Origin of the sequence: Gemmatirosa kalamazoonensis, assembly GCF_000522985.1 — a bacterium.
Classification (GTDB): Bacteria; Gemmatimonadota; Gemmatimonadetes; order Gemmatimonadales; family Gemmatimonadaceae; genus Gemmatirosa; species Gemmatirosa kalamazoonensis.
This window is the reverse complement of the sequence record NZ_CP007128.1, coordinates 5,143,656-5,161,943: the sequence shown is the minus strand read 5'-3', so window position 1 is coordinate 5,161,943 and position 18,288 is coordinate 5,143,656. Positions and strand designations below refer to the sequence as shown.

Below are 18,288 nucleotides of genomic sequence, written 5' to 3'. Positions count from 1 at the left end.
ACCCGTCGGCACATGAGACGTCCGGGTCGCCGCGCCGTTAAGGTCGGGCACAAACATCTGCCAGGCTGCGACGGCTTCGGGTTTGCACGCGCTAGCGCGGCACGGAAAAGACAGTAAGTTCTGCCCGCCGTCGGGGTCGCCTACCCGGCATGCGCCGCGGCGCGATCCGCCGAGTGCTTCCCGCGCGCCCGATCGCTCGTGACCGTTCCTCTCTCGCCGACAATCCCTCTGGCCGTCGAGCCGCCCACAGCGGTACGCGTGCCGCTCGCGTGGCTCCTGGAGCACGGCAGCCTGCCGGTGCAGGTCCGCGCGCTCACCGAGCTCGTCGGGCCAGCCGACGACACGCGCGCCGCGCTCGGCGGCGCCTATGCGCACCCGCCGGCGGTGCGGCTCGCCCTCCAGCAGAGGCGGGACGGCACGTGGGGCGGGCAGATGCTCTCCGTGGCGCGCGCCGGTGACGCGTCGTTCGAGGGGATCGGCACCATACCCGCCGTCCGCCGACTGCTGGAGTACGGCTGGGAGCAGGACGCCCCGACGTTCCACGCCGCCCGGAAGGTCCTCTTCCGGCTGCTGGCCGAGGACCTCGACCCGTACTACCTGTACGAGCTGCGGGCCGACGCGGGGACGGACGAGTACCTCATCCGCCGCGGTCGCGCGCTGCTGCGCGAGGCCGCCGCCGCGACGCTCGCCCAGCTCGGCTGCGAGGCCGACCCGCGCCTCCGCGGGGCCGCCGTCCGGCTGCTCGACCGCGTGATGGCGTTCGTGCGCGCGACGGCGTCGGCAGCCGGGGCGGAGACCGCGCCGCCACTGCCGGCGAACGCGGCGCCCCCGACGCCGCACTTCCTCGTCATGCTCGCCTACATGCCGCGCTTCCGGAGCGAGCATCAGGACGAGATGACGCGCCTGCTGGCGTTCCTCTCGGCCCCTGCGGCCGGCGACAAGCCGCGCGGCGGCGCCGCGCGCCGGGACCTCGGGCAGCCGCAGGTCGTGCTCGGCGACCCGCTCGCCGGCGTGTCGGAGACGACGGGGCTGCCGTCGATGCTCGCGTGGCTGGAGGTGATGGCGCGACTCGGCTTCCTGCGCCGGAATCCGGCGTGGAGCGCGCTGCTCGATCGCCTGCTGAACGAGCGCGACGCCAAGGGCGTCTGGCAGGGGCGCACGACGGCGCTCGCCCCGCCGGAGCGTGCATGGGACTGGCCGACGTTCCCGCTGGGCGACCCAGCGGCCGCGCGCGAGAGCCTGGTGGCCGACATGACGTTCCGGCTCGCCATGATCGCCCGACTCGCCGGACGTACGCTCGAGCCGGCGTGACGCGGACGCTGGGCGGGCGGCTGCCGCCCGCGGAGATGTTCCCGGCGGGGCGGGCCGGACACGAGGTTCGCTGGCTGACCTTGCCGAGTGGGCTCCGGCTGCGCGCCGTGGCGTGCGAGCCAGAGCCCGGGACGGAGCTGCCGGACGCCCCCCCAGTGGTATTCGTCCACGGGTGGGCGTGCTCCATCTACACGTGGCGCCGCAACCTGCGCGCGGTCGCCGACGCCGGGGCGCGCGTGTTCGCGTTCGATCTCACCGGGCACGGGCTCAGCGACAAGCCGCTCGACTACCGGTGGTACTCGGTGCCCGCGCAGGCGCAGCAGCTTCGCGAGGTGCTGGACGGGCTGGGGCTCGATCGCGTGCTGCTCGTGGGGCACTCGATGGGCGCCGCGATCTCGCTGCGGCTGGCGATCGACACGCCGGAGCGCGTGGCGGGACTCGTGCTCGCCGCGCCGGTCGGCTTCGGCGCGATCAGCCTGATGCGGTACCTCGCGGCGATCACGCCGCCGCCGGTCGAGGCGATCCTGCCGTACATCGCGCAGCGCTGGTGGTTTCGGGTCGGGCTCTGGCGGGCGTACGGGCGGCTCGGCCACGCCTCCGCGCGCGACGTGGACGAGTACTACGCGCCGACGCAGTTCCCGGCGTTCCTGCGCATCCTCTGCCGCCTGTCGCGCGCGTTCACGTGGACGGCCGGCGATCCCGCGGAGCTCGGCCGCGTCCGCTGTCCGACGACGGTGCTGTTCGCGGGGCGCGACCACCTCGTGAAGCACGACTCGTGTCGGCCGTTCGTGCGCTGCCTGCCGCACGCCGAAGTGAAGGTCGAGCCGCAGGCCGGGCACACGCTGGCCGAGGAGGCGCCGGGGCTCGTGAACGAGGCCGTGCTCCGGACCCTCCGCGAGCTCGCGTCGAGTTCGGTAGCGCCAAGCGTGGCAATGGGTTAGGTTCATTCGAGGAGCGCGGCCGGCCCCCTCTGGGCCGGGTGTCCGACGGACACGTCCCGCCGCTCTGATCGCCGCGACGTGCGCGGCGTCCCCTCCTCGATCGCGCCCTCCTGGCGCGTCGACCCGTCTACGCGCCGGCCCGGGCGTCTGCCCGGCACGCAGCCCCGGCGCTCTCAGAGCCATTCATGGAATCGATAGAGAACCCGGCGACGCCCACGTTCGCCGAGCTCGGTCTTGCCGCGCCGATCCTCGCCACGGTCGAGGCGGCCGGGTACGACACCCCCACGCCGATCCAGGCGCAGGCCATCCCGCTTGTGCTGAAGGGGCGCGACGTCATGGGGCTGGCGCAGACGGGCACCGGCAAGACGGCGGCGTTCGCCCTGCCGATCCTCCACCGCCTGCTCGACGGCCCGCGCCGCACGCGCGTGCTCGTGCTCACGCCGACGCGCGAGCTGTGCATGCAGGTGGAGGAGAACTTCCGGCGCTACGCCGCGGTCGCCGGCCTCGACGTCGTCGCGGTGTTCGGCGGCGTGCCGTACGAGCCGCAGGAGGCGGCGCTTCGCGCGGGAGTGGACGTCGTCGTGGCGACGCCAGGACGGCTGCTCGACCATCTCGAGAAGGGGAACGCGGACGTCGAGCTGCTGGAGGCGCTCGTGCTCGACGAGGCGGACCGGATGCTCGACATGGGCTTCGCGCCGCAGATCAATCGCATCGTCGAGCAGATCTGCACGTATCGCCAGACGCTCCTGTTCAGCGCGACGATGCCGCCCGAGGTGGAAGCGCTCGCGCGGAAGTACCTGCGCCGTCCGGTCGTCGTGCAGGTGGGGCGCCGCAACGAGAACACGTCCACGGTGACGCACGCGGTCTACCCGGTGCCGCGCGACCGCAAGAGCTCCCTGCTCGCCGAGCTGCTGCGCAAGCCGGAGATGGACACGGTGCTGGTGTTCACGCGCACGAAGCCGGGCGCCGATCGCGTCGTGAGGCACCTCGAGCGCGAGGGGATCACGGCGGTCGCGATGCACGGCGACAAGACGCAGGCACAGCGCATGGACGCGCTCGAGCAGTTCCGCAGCGGCGCCGTGCGGGTGCTCGTGGCGACCGACATCGCGCAGCGCGGGCTCGACATCAGCGGCATCACGCACGTCATCAACTACGACGTGCCGGAGCAGGCCGAGGACTACGTGCACCGCATCGGGCGCACGGGGCGTGCGGCGGCCACCGGCGACGCGTACACGTTCATGGCGCCCGACGAGATCGCGATGGTGCGGCTCATCGAGCGCGTGACGGGGCAGGAGATCCCGCGCATCTCGGTGCCGGGGTACGACTTCGGGACGCTGGCCGCCGACTGACGACGCCGTGCCGCCGCGACTCGCGCGAGGTCGCGTCGCGTCGGGCGCCGCGCTCGAGGGCGCCGTGCTCGCGGCGCTCGCCTACCTGGCGCTGGAGCTGGTGGGGCTGTGGCACCTCGGCGACCTGTCGTTTGCCCGGTGGCTCGCGCCCGCGGCGCTCCTCGGCGCGGTGCTCGGTGCGTTAGGCGGGCGGATGGGGCGGCGAGTGCTGTGGGGGCTCGCCGGCGGCGCCGTGGCGCTCGTGCTGCTCGTCACGGCGACGCCGATGATGGCGCCGCTCGCGCGCGGGCTCGTGCGGCGCGACCTCGCGGCGAACGCGCCGCTGCCGCCGGACGTCGACGCGGTGGTCGTGCTGTCGGGCGGGCAGCTCGGGAACGGTCTCGTGATCAAGCAGGGTCTCGACCGGCTGCTCGACGGCCTGCGCCTCGCCGGCGCGGCGGGGAAGCCGGTCGTCGTCACGGTGATCCATCCGCGCGGCCGCCCCGACGCGTCGAGCCTTCCCGACCAGCGCGCGCTCGCCACGCTCGCCGGCGTCGCGACGCTGTTCTCCGTGGACAGCGTGCACTCGACGCACGACGAGGCGTTAGGCGTCGCGCGGCTCGTCGCCCGCCAGCGGTGGCGCCGCGTCGCGCTCGTGACGTCGCCGCTCCACTCGCGCCGTGCGTGCGCGACGTTCGAGCATGCGGGCGTGCGCGTCGTCTGCACGCCCGCGCAGCCGCGCGACATGGTGCTCGACGGACCGGATGCGCTGCCCGGCGGCGAGGAGCGCGCGCACGCGTTCGGCGACTGGCTCTACGAGCGCATCGGCGCGTGGACGTACCGGGCGCGGGGGTGGATCTAGCGAGCGTGGAGCGTGGAGCGACATCGGCGCTCCACGCTCCACGCTCCACGCTCACCGTCAGGCGGCCGCCGCGACGGCGCGCGGCGCCGCGAGCGTGCGGCCGGCGGCGGCGACGAACGGGGCGAGACGCGCCATGAGCGACGCGAACGCGTCGGGCGGAAGCGACTGATCCCCGTCGGAGAGCGCGCACGCCGGGTCGGGGTGCACCTCGACGATCAGACCGTCGGCGCCCGCGGCGATCGCGGCGAACGACAGCGGCGCGACGAGATCCTGCGTGCCGCCGGCGTGGCTCGGGTCGACGATCACGGGGAGGTGCGTCTCGCGCTTCAGCACCGGGATCGCGGACACGTCCAGCGTGTTGCGCGTCGCGCGCTCGTAGGTGCGGATGCCGCGCTCGCACAGCACGACGTCGCGGTTGCCGTTCGCCATCACGTACTCGGCGGCCATCAGCAGCTCCTCGACCGTCGCCGACAGGCCGCGCTTCAGCAGCACGGGACGCTTCACGCGTCCGAGCTCGGCGAGCAGCGCGAAGTTCTGCATGTTGCGCGCGCCGACCTGCATCATGTCCGCGTGCTCGGCGATCATGTCGATGTGCCGCACGTCGAGCACCTCGGTGACGACCGGGAGGCCCACCTCGGCGCGCACGTCGGCGAGGATCTCCAGTCCCTCGCGGCCGAGCCCCTGGAAGCTGTACGGCGAGGTGCGCGGCTTGAACGCGCCCCCGCGCAGCGCCACGGCGCCCGACGCGCGCACGATGCGCGCGGTGTCGCGCGTCATCGCCGCGTTCTCCACCGAGCACGGGCCGGCGATCACCGACACGGCCTGGTCGCCGAAGCTCGCCACGACGTCGGCGCCGAGCTGGCCGCCGACGCGCACCACCGTCCGGTCCACCGAGAACTCGCGCGACGCGAGCTTGTACGGCTTCAGCACCGGCGTGACCGATTCGACGCCAGGAAGCGACCGCAGGGGCACCTCCTCGAGCAGGCGCTCGTCGCCGATGCAGCCGATGATCGTGCGAACCTCGCCACGCGAGAGATGCGTGCGCAGTCCCGCGGCCTCCACGCGCTCGCGGATGTGGTCGAGCTCGGAGTCGGTGATGTTTGGGCGAGTCACGATGATCATGGTTGGGACACCGGGGAGGGGAGCGGCGGGGACACCGGGTGAAAAAAAACCGGCCCGCGGCGGGAGCCGCGGGCCGGTGCGTCGTCGTTCGCTTCGCTGTGCGATTCTGCTCGCCTAGTCGCGCGTACGCTTCCGCTCACGGCCCGCGGGGCGGGTCGTAAACCAATAGCGGAAGCCGTAAAAGCGGCGGCGAAGCGTCATGGAGCCACGGTAGCACCGGCCGGGACGACCTGTCAACCCTGGGCCTCCCCGCGCACGGCCCGCGCGAGCAGCTCGTGCAGTGCCGCCGCGCTCGAGAGGCGTTGCGTCGGGTCGCGCGCGAGCGCCCGCGCGATCGCGTCGGAGAGCGGCGCCGGAACCGACGGAAGGATCTCGATCGGCGCGGTGGCGTCGCCGGTGAGGATGCGGCCGATGAGCGCCGCCGGCGTCCCCGCGTCGTACGGCAGCCGGCCCGTGACGGCTTCGTACAGCACCACGCCGACCGACCAGACGTCCGCGCGCGCGTCGACGTGCTCGTCGAGCAGCTGCTCGGGGGCCATGTAGGCGGGGGTGCCGACGACGAGCCCCGTCTGCGTGAGCCCGGACACACGCTCGGCCAGGCGCGCGACGCCGAAGTCGAGCACCTTCAGCGCGCCGTCGGGCTGCACGACGAGATTCGGCGGCTTCACGTCGCGGTGGATGATGCCCTGGCCGTGCGCGGCGGCGAGTGCGCCGCACAGCTGCTTGCCCAACGCGACGACGACGGGCGCCGGGAGCGGGCCGAGTCGGCGCAGCAGCTCCTGCAACGACAGCCCGGGCACGTACTCCATCGTCACGAAGTACGCCCCGTCGGCCTCGCCGAGGTCGTGGATGCGCACCACGCCGGCGTGCGTGATGCGGCGCGCGAGGCGGATCTCCTCCTTCAGCCGGGCGAGCGCGAGCTCGCCACCGACGACGGCCTCCTGTCGCAGCGTCTTGATCGCGACCGTCTCGCCGAGCTCCGAGTCCGACGCGCGGTACACGACGCCGTTTCCGCCGACGCCGAGCACCTTGTCGATGACGTAGCGGCGGGCGAGCACGGTGCCCGGCGCCAGGATGCCGTCGACGGCGCCGCCGCCGCTGCCTAACGTCTCCGGATGCGGCACGGCGCGCGCGCGCTCCACCACCTCGGCGAGCGCGTGTCGATCCTGCACCTGATCGAGCACCGAGCGCACGGCGTCGGCGAGCTCCGCGACCTCGCCGGTGGACCCGACGCCGACGGCGGAGGCCGAGAGGTCGCCCGCGGCCACGCGGCGTGCGGCGTCGCGCAGCGCGAGGATGGGTCGCGTGATCTGCCGCGCCACGAGATACGCGACGCCGAACGTCAGCAGCAGCCCCGCGAGTCCGGCGAGCAGCACGCGGCGTCGCAGCGCGAGGAACGGCGCGAGCTCACGATCGCGCGAGCGCAGCGTGATGACGCCTCCCTCGACGCTGCCGCCGGCCGAGCGCAGCGGCGTCTCCTGCCCGACGAACGTCGTGCCGCCGAGGTGCAGCGCGAGGCCCGAGACCGAGTCGTGCGCGGCGCGGCGCTCCGACACGCGCTGCAGCACGGCGGTGCGCTGCGCGTCCGGGAGCGACGATGCCGAGACGCGGGGACGTCCGGCGCCGTCGAGGTGGTAGATCAGCACCTCGCCATCGGTCGCGTCGTGCAGCTCGCGCACGACGGCGCTGTCGAGCGCGCGCGCCGCGACGAGCACGCCGACGATGCGCCGCGCGCTGTCCGGTCCGACGCTCACCGGCACCGCGACGCCCTCGATGGCGACCGAGTCGCCGGCGACGCCCGCGCCGGTCGTGCTCTGTCCGTCGAGCGCACCGCCGACGAGCGCCGTCGCGCCCAACGACACACGCGGCGCGCTCGGCTCGTCGCTCTTCGCGAGCCGCACGCCGTCGGCGTCGGTGAACTGCACCCACGTCGCGCCCGTGCGACGTGCCGCCTCGCTCGCCTGGTCGAGCAGGTCGGCGCTCGCGCTGTCGTTCAGCAGCAGGGAGCCGATGTGCGAGTCCTGGGCGAACACCTCGGCCGCGCTGGCGAGCGCCCGCGCGCGGCCGTCGAGCAGCGACTCCACGTGGTTGTTCGCGTCGTGCAGCCCGCGCGCGATCGCGGCGTCCGCGGTGCGGCGCGCGAACACCTCGAGCGTGCCGACGACGGTGGCGACGAGCAGGCACACCACCGCGGCCGCCGCGGCGAAGATGCGCCAGACGAGCGCCGACCGTGCGCGCGGGCGCGGCGCGTCGGGCGGCCGCGGCTCGCGTGGCGCGCGCCCGCCGGGCGCCGGCGGGACGTAGCCGGTCGAAGGAGAGGCCGCGCGCGCGGGAAGCGTCTCCGTCACCGCGTCAGTACCGGTCGCGCGTCTCGGGCGGATAGTCCTGCCCGTACTTGTTCTTGTGGGGCACGAAGCGCCAGCCGCGCGCGTCGAGCTGCACGTCGGTCGCGAGGTGGCCCGCGGCGACGGCGATCTCGCGCGTCGCCTCGCCGCCGCGGTCGTGCCACGCGTGGAGCCGGTAGCGCCCGGCCGGCACGTCCGCGATCTGGTAGGCGCCATCGGCCCCGGCCTGCGCGAACCACCGGCTCGGCACGGCGATGAGGTAGGCGACCATGCGGGCGTGGATGTTACAGAACACCGGGTACACGCCCGCCGCGTCCACATTGGCCGAGCGGCTCTGGCCGCGGCCGTAGAGGCCGAGGTCGAAGCGGCCCGGTCCCGCGTCGGAGAACACGTTGTGGCGGAACGGGTCGTAGTTCGCGAACCGCACCTGGCTGCCCGGCGGCACGACGCGCACGGCGGGCCGGAATCGGCGCGCCTCCATGACGATCTCCGTCGCCGTCGGCGCGGCGGCCCGCGGCGCGTCGAGCGGCTCGAGCCACAGGACGGCGTTCTCGAGGTCGTCCGTGCGCGCGCCGGCGCGCTCCAGCACCGTCACGCGCCCGGCGACGGTGGCCTGGGCGAGCACGGGGAGCGGTGTCGTCGCGAGGGCGAGCCCGAGGATCGCCGGCGCGACTCGGAGGAAGCCGTGCGGAGTGGGCATGGGTGTGCGGTTGCCGCGTCCATATTGCGCGGTCGCCCCCTGCTGCGCGACTCCGACCATGGTCGGATGTGGCCCCGTCGCTGGTCGGGGTGGCGCGTCTCACGCGGAGTTCGCAGGGACTGCAACCGTTTGTGAGACGTCGTTCAGCGCACGCGGCCGAGGCGCGACACGGTGACCGTCTCCGCGGCCGAGCCGCGCCGGACGACGAGGCGCGCGTTCGCGGCGCCCCAGCCCAGGCCGTCCGCGGCGTAGGCGAGGGAGTCGCGGGTGGCCGCGAGGCGGACCCCGTACAGCGCCCCGACGTCGCGCACGAGCGCCGTCTCGGCGGCGACACGGACGACGAGCCGGGCGCGGGCGGTGTCCACCGCGAGCGCGGCGCGCGTCGCGCGGAGGACGGCGAGGTGGCGCGTGGTGAGCAGCGCCGCGCGGAGCTCGCGGGCCCCGCCGCGGGCAGCGAGGCGATCGGCGAGGCGCGCCGCGCCGGCGACGGCGAGGGCGGCGACGATCCCGACCAGACCGAGCACCATGACCAGCTCGGGGAGGGTCGCGCCGCGGGGTGGCGGGGCGGGGGCGTGGCGTTGCATGCGACCACGGTGCCGCGTAGCCTCCGCGCGACCGCACCCGCGCGACGCGACAGGCGTCGCACGAACGCATTCCCGCACCATTCGCAGCACCAGCGGCGCGCCGAGGCGATGCGTAACGCTGGCAGCACTTCCGGTCGGACCCCCTCGTCGAGGACCTCATGCGCCGCCTCAGTCGTCTCGTCGCCGTCGCCACGCTCGTCGCTCCGCTCGCGCCCGCCGCGGCGCAACGCGGGAGCCAGGCGATCGACACCGCGTACACCCGGCAGATCCGCGAGCTCACGCCGGTGGACGCGCGCTACCAGTTCACCACGGAGCTGGTGGACTACCTGCCCGCATCGTCCACGGTGCCGACACCGCTGCAGGTGCTCGGCTACGTGCCGGGGACCGTCGGCAAGCTGTCGCACGTGGCCGACATCAACCGGTACTTCCGGGCGCTCGCCGCCGCGTCGCCGAAGCGCACGAAGCTGTTCTCGTTAGGCATGAGCGAGGAGGGGCGCGAGGAGGTGCTGCTCGCGGTGGCCGACGAGGCGACGATCGCGCGGCTCGACGACTACAAGCGCATGGCGGCGCGCCTCGCGGATCCGCGCGGGCTGTCGGCCGAGGAGAAGGCGCGGCTGGTGCGCGAGGCGAAGCCGATCTACTGGGTGCTCGGCAGCATCCACTCGCCGGAGACGGGCAGCCCCGAGATGCTGATGGAGCTCGCCTACCGCCTCGCGGTGGACGAGGGCGAGTCCGCGCGGTCGATCCGCGCCAACGTCGTCACGCTGCTCACGCCCGTGCAGGAGGTGGACGGGCGCGATCGGATGGTGGACGTGTTCAACGAGTCGAAGGCGCTCAAGCTCGGGCCCAACGGGATCAACCTCGTGTACTGGGGCAAGTACACGGCGCACGACAACAACCGCGACGGCATGGTGGCGTCGCAGCGCATCACGCAGAACTACCTGCAGGGCTTCCTCGACTGGCGCCCGACGATCGCGCACGACCTGCACGAGTCGGTGCCGTTCCTCTACATCAGCACCGGCACGGGCCCGTACAACGACGAGATCGACCCGATCACGATCGACGAGTGGCACACGCTCGCGTACAACGAGATGACCGAGCTCACGCGCCGCGGCCTGCCGGGCGTGTGGACGCACGGCTTCTACGACGGGTGGGGCGCGAACTACATGATGTCGATCGTGCAGTTCCACAACTCGTTAGGCAGGTTCTACGAGACGTACACGTCGAGCGGCGCGGGCTGCCAGAACGTGAACCTCCCCGCCGCGCAGCTCACGAAGGAGTGGTACCGGCCGAGCCCCGCGGTGAACGGCGTGCGGTGGTGCATCCGCAACAACGTGAACTACCAGCAGTCGGGCGTGCTCGTCGCGCTGAAGTACGTCGGCGACCACCGGCAGACGTTCCTCGAGAACTTCGCGGCGAAGGGCGAGCGGATGCTGAAGCGCGGCCAGACCACGGCGCCGTACGCGTTCGTGATCCCGCGCGCGCAGCGCCACTCGGCGCAGGCGGCGGAGCTCGTGAACCTCATGCGCCGCATGGCGACCGAGATCCACGTCGCGACGAGCGACTTCACCGTCCGCACCGGGCCGAAGCCGCTCGAGGATCGCGGGCCGGACCCCGTCGGAACGTCCGGGGCTCGGGACTCGGGACTCGGGGCTCGGGCGGCGACCGATTCGACGACGCCGCGTGGCAGCGAGACGATGGACTCCTCGAACGTCAGGCCGCGCCCGACGACGAGTCCCGAGTCCCGAGTCCAGAGTCCCGGTGCGCGCATGATTCAGGTGCACGCAGGAGACTGGGTGGTTCGCATGGACCAGCCCTACACGCAGTACCCGCGCACCATCCTCGCCATCCAGCGCTACAAGCCGGACGACCCCGCGCCGTACGACGACACGGGGTGGACGCTCGACGAGCTGCAGCACGTGACGACGTACGCGATCGCCGACTCGAGCGTGCTCACGAAGCCGATGGAGCCGCTGCGCGCCGACGCCGTGGTCACCGGCACGTCGACGGGCAGCGGACCCGTGCTGCTCGTGAAGCACCTCGGCGACTGGCGCTCGGCGGTGCTGCCGTGGAAGGCGGGTGGTCCGGTGCGCGTGGCCGACAGCGCGTTCACCGCGAACGGCGTGTCGTATCCGGCGGGCACGTACGTGCTCGACGCGGCGAAGGCGCGCGACGCGGCGAAGGCGTTAGGCCTCGACGGCGTCGAGGTGGCCGCGGCGCCGAGCGTGTCGATGAAGACGGTGCAGATCCCGCGCGTGGCGCTCGTGCACACGTGGCAGGAGACGCAGAACGAAGGGTGGGTACGCTTCGCGTTCGACAAGATGGGCGTGCCGTACACGTACATCGCCGACCAGAAGCTGAAGAACCCGGGCGCGCTCGACCGGTTCGACGTCGTCGTGTTCCCGCACGCGGGGCAGGGCGGCATGTCGATCGTCAACGGCCGCCCGATGGTCGGTCCGGCGATCCCGTGGAAGGCGACGAAGGAGACGCCGCACCTCGGCAAGTGGGACGAGACCGACGACATGCGTCCGGGCATGGGCCTCGACGGCGCGGCGGCGCTGCGCCGCTTCGTGGAGCGCGGCGGGCTGCTGCTCGTCGAGGGCGCGACGGCGCGGCTGCCGATCGAGCTCGGGTTCACGCCGCAGGTCACGGAGACGCAGACGCGGACGTTAGGCGCCCGCGGCACCGTGGTGCGCGCGCAGAGCGTGACGACGGCGAGCCCGGTGCTCTACGGCTACGACGACCGCAAGTCGTTCCCGGTGTACTTCAACCAGACGCCGGTGCTGCAGGTCGGCGATGCGGCCGGCGGGCGCGGCGGCGATGCGAGCGCGAACGAGGGCGTCGACACGTCGATCGTGAACCAGCGCCGCCGCATGACGCCGCGCGTCATCCTGCGCTTCCACGAGCGTGCCGACTCGCTCGGCATCTCGGGGATGATGAACAATCCCGCGGAGCTCGCCGGCCGCCCCGCCGTGGTCGACGCGCCGCTCGGCAACGGGCACGTGCTGTCGTTCGCCATCCGGCCCCTGTGGCGCCAGGAGACGCAGGGCACGTTCGCGCTCGCCCTGAACGCGATCGCGCACTGGAACCACCTGACGACCCCGCCGCCGGCGGACTCGACGCGCCGCGCGGTCACGAACGAGCAATGACATAGGGCAGGAGGGCAGGAGGGCAGGCGAGCGTCGGACTCTCCTGCCCTCCTGCCCTCCTGCCCTCCTGCCCTCTTGCCCTCCTGCCCTCTTGCCCTCCTGCCCTTGTACTTTTCGGATATGAGAATCGCTCTATCTACCGGCGGCGGCGACGCGCCCGGGCTGAATGCGGTGATCCGGACGGCGGTGCTGTCGGCGCTGCACCGCGGGTGGGACGTGCTCGGCATCAAGCGCGGCTTCGCGGGGCTGCTCGGCGAGGACGAGGTCATCCCGATGACCCGCGAGACCGTGCGCGGCATCGGCCACCTCGGCGGCACCATCCTCCGCACGACGAATCGCGGCAGCCCGTTCCACTATCCCGTGCTGCAGCCCGACGGGACCTACCAGTACATCGACCGCTCCGACGAGCTGATCGAGAACGCCCGCAACCTCGGCATCGACGCGATCATCTCGATCGGCGGCGACGGGTCGCTGCGCATCGCGCAGCAGCTCGTCGCGCGCGGCATGAAGGTCGTCTGCGTGCCGAAGACGATCGACAACGACGTGCCGTGCACCGTGAACACGTTCGGGTTCGACACCGCCGTGAGCACCGCGATCGACGCCATCGACAAGCTGCACACGACGGCGGAGTCGCATGACCGCGTCATGGTGCTCGAGGTCATGGGGCGCGAGGCGGGGTTCATCGCGCTGTACGCCGGCGTCGCGGCGAGCGCGGACGTCGTGCTCATTCCCGAGATCTCGTTCGACATCGAGAAGGTCTGCGAGAAGATCCGGGCGCGCGATCGCGGCGGCCGGCTGTTCTCCATCGTCGTCGTGGCGGAGGGCGCCGCCGCGGTCGGCGGGGCGGAGTCGATCATCGGCGAGTCGCTGCCGGGGCAGGCGCGGCGGCTCGGCGGCCTCTGCGAGCCGCTGGCGAAGGAGATCCAGCGGCGCACCGGCAAGGAGACCCGGTCGCTCATCCTCGGCCACCTGCAGCGCGGTGGGCAGCCGACCGGCTACGACCGGCTGCTGTCGGCGCGTTTCGGCGGGGCCGCGGTGCGTGCGGTGGAGGAGCAGAAGTGGGGGCACATGCTGGCCCTCCAGTCGCCGCACATCGTGACGGTGCCGATCGAGGACGTGCTGCGGTCGGAGAAGCGCGTCGACCCCGACGGCGACGTCGTGCGGACCGCCCGCGAGTCGGGGATCAGCTTCGGCGACTGAAGGCGAGGCCCCTGGATGCGATACGGGCCCGGCAGCGATCGCTGCCGGGCCCGTATCGTTGGGGGGTATTGCACCGACCGGCGGCGAACCGCGCGGTGGAGACGCGACCCTGCCGAGGAGCCTCGTCGTGGGAGGGACGATCGAGTCGCGGCGGGGTAACAACGGCTCGACGGCGGCGTTGACCGAGGACGCGGCAGCCGCAACCTTGGGTACGGCGGCGGCGGGGCGGCGTGACTGGCCGCCCGCTCGTCCGTCCTGCGGTCGGGACGGCGACGTCACCGGTCGCGGACACTCCAGCCGTCCCGGCCGCCCGCGCCTCCGCAGAACACGTTGTCTTTCAAGCATTTGCAAGGATGAGCCGAGTGCCGGTCGGTGGCACCGGGCGTGCTTTCTCGGAGGGTGCGTCGACGTCTGCCGACGCCCTTCCGTAGTCGAGAGGTCTCGATGATCCGTTCCCTCCTGCTGTTCATGGCCGCGCTCGCGCTGGAGCCGACGTTCTCGTCGGCCACCGCGCAGGTGCGTCTGCCAAAGCAGCCGCCGTATAGGCAGCTCGGTCCCGCGAAGTCGGAGCCGGACAGCCAGTCGATCCCGGCCGCGTACCGACCGCCGCCGGGGATGTGCCGCATCTGGCTCGAGAACGTGCCCCCGTCGCAGCAGCCGGCGTCGACCGACTGCGTGACCGCGGTGCGAAACCGGCCGAACAACGCCCGCGTCATCTTCGGCGACGACTACGTCGAGAAGGGGAGCCGCGGCAAGGACAAGGGCCGCGACAAGAAGCCCGAATCGCACGTGGACGCCGGCGACATGCACCTGGCCGAGCCGATGGACGCGCTGGTGGCCCCGCGGGGCGGGCTGGCGCTCGCCCTTGCGCCGCGGGTGCACGGCCCGCAGGCCGGAGACGCGCTGGACCTCTCCGGCGCGACCGATCCCGCTCTCGACGCCCGGCCGCTCGACGCGCCGGGCGTCGTCGTGTCCGACCAGCCGCCGGCACGGCGTCGCACCGAGCGGCCGACGACCCGCCGGGCGACGCCGCGCGACACGATGGCGCGCCGCGACACGCTCGACGAGCGCGAGCGCGCGTGGCGCGAGCCCGATCTGCGCGGCCGCCGCGACTCGTCGCTCTCCGAGCAGCGCCGCGCGCTGCGCGATCGGCTCCGCGGGCGCGACTCGCGGGACGCGCGCGACGGACGGGACGCGCGTGACGACCGCGACGACGACTGGGACGACGCGCGCGATCGCCGCGGCGCCGACCGTCGCGACGCGCGCGGTGCCGATGCGGGGTACGGCGCCGGCTATGGTCCCGGCTACGGCGCGGGTTACGGCGCGGGCTACGGGCCGGGCTACTATCCGCCCTATCCGCCCCCGGCGCGGTCGAACGGCGTGTGCCTCGACCGGGACCGCGACGGCTGGTGCGACGACGTGCGGACGGGCAGCGGCAGCGGCTACTGCCTGGACCGCGACGGCGACGGCCGGTGCGACGACTACTCGGACCTGGCCGCCGCGCCGTACTCGTCGTCGATGCCGCCGATGCGCGCCGCGATGGACGTGCAGCGCGGCGCCGGCTCGCAGCTCGCGCTCCGCTGGCTCGGCACCGCGGAGGTGATGGTGCGCACGACGGACCTCAAGCGCACCGGGACGCCGTATCGCGCGATGTGGCTCGACGCGAACACGGGCCGGCTGCTGCAGGTCTGGACGGACCGCGACGGTGACGGCATCGCGGACCGCGTGGAGATCTACCGCAACGGGCGGGTCGCGAAGATCCTCGGGCGGTGAGTGAGCGCAGAGCGTAGAGCGTAGAGCGTGGAGCGCAGACCGGACGTCTCTCTGCGCTCCACGCTCCACGCTCCACGCTCCACGCTCCACGCTCCACGCTCCACGCTCCACGCTCCACGCTCCACGCTCCACGCTCCACGCTCTGCGCTCTATGCTCTGCGCTCTGCGCTAGAACTCGTGGCGCGGCGGGTGCATTCTCCGCGCACCATGCGCCAGCCAACCGACCGCTACCTCCCGCCCGACCACGAGGCGTTCGTCGCCGCCGAGCCGCCGACCGGGCGCGTGATCGTGATCGCGCCGACGCGCGCGGCGTGCGAGACGATCGAGATCGCGGTCGGGCTGCACCTCGAGACGTACCTCGAGCGCACGCACGGCGCGCGGGTGCGCGAGCTCGCACGGTCGGGCAAGGGGTTCGGGATCGTCGCCGGCACGGGCACGGGCAAGACGCTCGCGATCCGGCCGATCGCCGAGGAGATCGTGGGGCTGCCGCTGCGCGTCGGCGTCGTGAACCGCGAGCGCGAGGCGACGCCGGAGACGCCGACGTGGAACGTCGTCGTCGTCACCACCGGCATCGCGCGCCGCTGGTTCCAGGACGGCGACATCCTGCCGAGCGACACGCTCGTCGTCGACGAGATCCACCAGACGTCGGCGGAGCTGGAGCTGTGCCTCGCGTTAGGCAAGCGCGTCGGATGCCGCTTCATCTGGCTCTCCGCGACGGTCGATCCGAGCTTCTACCGCGCGTACCTCGACTCCGCCGACGTTCTCGAGGTCTACTCGTACGACCCGAAGAAGGCGGCGAAGGTGCAGGTGATCCGCAAGGCGCCGATCGAGTTCCTCGACGACCGCTTCCTGCAGGGCGTGGTGAAGCAGAAGCGCGGCGTGGGTTTGTTCCTGCCGACGCGCGCCGGCGTGGAGGAGGCCGCGGCGAGCGTGCAGGAGCGCTACCCGCGCGTGAACGCCGCGTATTATCACGGCGGGGAGCCGATCCGCGTCATCAGGCCGTTCCTCGAGGGCGAGGAGCCGAAGCCGTTCTTCCTCGCCATGACCGCGGCCGGCCAGAGCGCGCTGAACGTGCGCGGGCTCGACACGGTGGTGATCGACGACACGCGCTTCACGAACGTCGTCGAGCGCGGACGCAACGTGCTCACGCGGCTGCACCTCGGCGCGAACGAGATCCTGCAGATGGGCGGGCGCGTGCACGGACGCGTGGAAGGGGGACGCGTCTACATCCTCAGCGACCGCGACATCGACTTCTACGCGCTGCGGCCGACCGAGCCGGAGTTCCAGCTCGCGGGGGACTCGGAGCGCGTGGCGCTCACCTGCGCGGACCTCGGCGTGCGCGCCGACGAGCTGGATCTACCGGTGAAGCTGGATCGCGTGGCGTACCGTCGCGCGTTCACGCACCTGCAGCGACGCGGCGTGATCGACGAGAACGGCCGCCTCACGCCGTACGGCAAGTCGGTCGAGGCGCTGCCGGTGGAGCGCGCGTGGGCGGAGCTGCTCGTGAACGGCGACGACGACCTCGTGCCGTTCCTCGCCGTGATGAGCGCGGTGGAGTCGCTGCATCGCATGACGCGCGAGGAGCGCGACCTGGACGGCGTGCTCGTGCCGGGGAGCGATCACCTCACGGCGTACAACCTGTACGCCGAGGCGTGGCGCGAGGCGGGGTACATGGGCGAGGTGTACGGCCTGCCGCGGCACCTGTTCGACGCCGAGCGCATCACGCACTGGGCGGAGCGGCGCGGCGTGCTGGTGAAGGCGGTGGAGGATGCCGCGCTGGCGATGGCGAGCGTGTATCGCTCGTTAGGCGTGCCGCTGCCCGACCACATGCCGTGGGCCGGTGAGCGCGTGCATCGTCGCTTCGCCGACCTGCTCGCGCGCTTCATGCCCTTCGACCTCGTGATCGACGAGGAGACGGCGTGGGGCGAGGAAGCGCGCGTGTCGAAGACGAGCGTGTGCGGCAGCTGGGGCCCGATCGCGGGGACGCTGCGATACTTCGCCGACCGTTTCGGGGTGCCGCGCGCGTCGATCGAGGGGACGCAGATCCCGATCGATCTCGTGCGCAAGTACGCGACGCGCGGCGAGGCGGAGCTGACGTACGAGCCGCGGCGCAAGCACAACCCGCTCGTGCTGCAGCGACGCGTGGAGTACTACGGCTTCGAGCTGGAGCACGAGCTGGAGGACGTGGAGGCGTTCCCGCCGGAGCTCGCGGCGCAGGCGCGGCGCGTGCTCGCCGAGGCGCTCGCCCGCGGCGAGGCGCGGCACGTCGCGGTGAAGCGCAACCGCGACGCGATCGAGGCGGTGCGCGAGGTGTGGCGACGCTCGGGCGGCCGCACGCCGCGGCTCGGGATGCGCGAGCTGGCGGACCTGTACGAGGCGCAGCTCTCGGGCGTGGGCTCGCTGCACGACTTCCGCGCGGCGCCGCTGCGGCTGGACCTCGACGCGATGGTGCCGGAGGAGGAGCGCACGCGCCTGCTCGCGCTCCCCGACTACGTGGAGATCCGCGGCAAGCCGGTGGAGATCCACTACGACGTGGAGGAAGTCGGGACTCGGGACTCGGGACTCGGGACTCGGGAGCCCGCAGCTCCGAGTCCCGAGTCCCGAGTCCCGAGTCCCGAGTCTCCCGAGTCTCCCGAGTCCCGACTGATCGGCGTGGCGCGGCTGCGGCTCCCCGAGAAGCTCGCGCGCACGATCGTGGAGGCGGAGATCCCCGCGCTCGATCGCCCGGTGCGCTTCGTCGTCACGCGCGGGCAGCGCGGCGCGGTGCGCGCGGACACGCTCGACGAGCTGCAGGAGATCCTCGACCGGCCGTGGTCACCGGACGAAGACTACGACGAGCGGCCGCGCCGCGAGCGCGAGCGGTCGGAGCGTCACGTCGTCGGCCGCCACGGGCCACGGGAAGGCGCGCGTCACGGCCCGCGCGGCGGGCCGCCGGGCGGGAACCGCAAGTTCCAGCGACGCCGTCGTCGTTAG

The 18,288-nt window shown here is 73.0% G+C and carries 12 protein-coding genes; 8 read left to right on the top strand and 4 right to left on the bottom strand.

Going from position 1 to position 18,288, the window contains the following annotated elements; genetic code table 11:
* Positions 1-258 precede the first annotated feature (258 nt).
* From J421_RS32995 to J421_RS22380, 4 genes are all read left to right on the top strand, one after another.
* On the top strand, positions 259-1,311 hold the full coding sequence (locus tag J421_RS32995; protein ID WP_025413414.1) for a hypothetical protein: 1,053 nt from the start codon (positions 259-261) through the stop codon (positions 1,309-1,311).
* Positions 1,308-2,252: an alpha/beta fold hydrolase gene (locus J421_RS22390; RefSeq protein WP_158508875.1), complete on the top strand. Its 945-nt coding sequence runs from the start codon at positions 1,308-1,310 to the stop codon at positions 2,250-2,252. Before J421_RS32995 ends, J421_RS22390 begins: the two co-directional genes overlap by 4 nt.
* Before the next feature lie 185 nt (positions 2,253-2,437).
* Positions 2,438-3,601: a DEAD/DEAH box helicase gene (locus tag J421_RS22385; protein ID WP_025413412.1), complete on the top strand. Its 1,164-nt coding sequence runs from the start codon at positions 2,438-2,440 to the stop codon at positions 3,599-3,601.
* Between the two features lie 7 nt (positions 3,602-3,608).
* Complete coding sequence (locus tag J421_RS22380; RefSeq protein WP_025413411.1) at positions 3,609-4,442, top strand: YdcF family protein; 834 nt, start codon at positions 3,609-3,611, stop codon at positions 4,440-4,442.
* Between the two features lie 57 nt (positions 4,443-4,499).
* On the opposite strand, the gene aroF is transcribed toward J421_RS22380, so the two are convergent.
* From aroF to J421_RS22360, 4 genes are all read right to left on the bottom strand, one after another.
* Positions 4,500-5,564, bottom strand: a complete 1,065-nt coding sequence (aroF, locus tag J421_RS22375) for a 3-deoxy-7-phosphoheptulonate synthase (protein ID WP_025413410.1) — start codon at positions 5,562-5,564, stop codon at positions 4,500-4,502.
* 233 nt (positions 5,565-5,797) lie between these two features.
* The gene (locus J421_RS22370; protein ID WP_025413409.1) at positions 5,798-7,912 is read right to left on the bottom strand and encodes a serine/threonine-protein kinase; all 2,115 of its coding nucleotides are present in this window, start codon (positions 7,910-7,912) and stop codon (positions 5,798-5,800) included.
* Between the two features lie 4 nt (positions 7,913-7,916).
* Positions 7,917-8,609: a hypothetical protein gene (locus J421_RS22365; RefSeq protein WP_025413408.1), complete on the bottom strand. Its 693-nt coding sequence runs from the start codon at positions 8,607-8,609 to the stop codon at positions 7,917-7,919.
* 143 nt (positions 8,610-8,752) lie between these two features.
* Positions 8,753-9,193, bottom strand: a complete 441-nt coding sequence (locus tag J421_RS22360; RefSeq protein ID WP_148306471.1) for a hypothetical protein — start codon at positions 9,191-9,193, stop codon at positions 8,753-8,755.
* Between the two features lie 158 nt (positions 9,194-9,351).
* Here J421_RS22360 and J421_RS22355 point away from each other — a divergent pair, with 158 nt between their 5' ends.
* From J421_RS22355 to J421_RS22340, 4 genes are all read left to right on the top strand, one after another.
* Positions 9,352-12,342 carry a M14 family zinc carboxypeptidase gene (locus J421_RS22355; protein WP_025413406.1) on the top strand — a complete coding sequence of 997 codons (2,991 nt, stop codon included), beginning with the start codon at positions 9,352-9,354 and terminating at the stop codon, positions 12,340-12,342.
* 120 nt (positions 12,343-12,462) lie between these two features.
* Positions 12,463-13,542: a 6-phosphofructokinase gene (locus J421_RS22350; RefSeq protein ID WP_025413405.1), complete on the top strand. Its 1,080-nt coding sequence runs from the start codon at positions 12,463-12,465 to the stop codon at positions 13,540-13,542.
* A gap of 444 nt (positions 13,543-13,986) precedes the next feature.
* Positions 13,987-15,315 carry a hypothetical protein gene (locus J421_RS22345; RefSeq protein WP_025413404.1) on the top strand — a complete coding sequence of 443 codons (1,329 nt, stop codon included), beginning with the start codon at positions 13,987-13,989 and terminating at the stop codon, positions 15,313-15,315.
* A gap of 207 nt (positions 15,316-15,522) precedes the next feature.
* Complete coding sequence (locus J421_RS22340) at positions 15,523-18,288, top strand: DEAD/DEAH box helicase (protein ID WP_025413403.1); 2,766 nt, start codon at positions 15,523-15,525, stop codon at positions 18,286-18,288.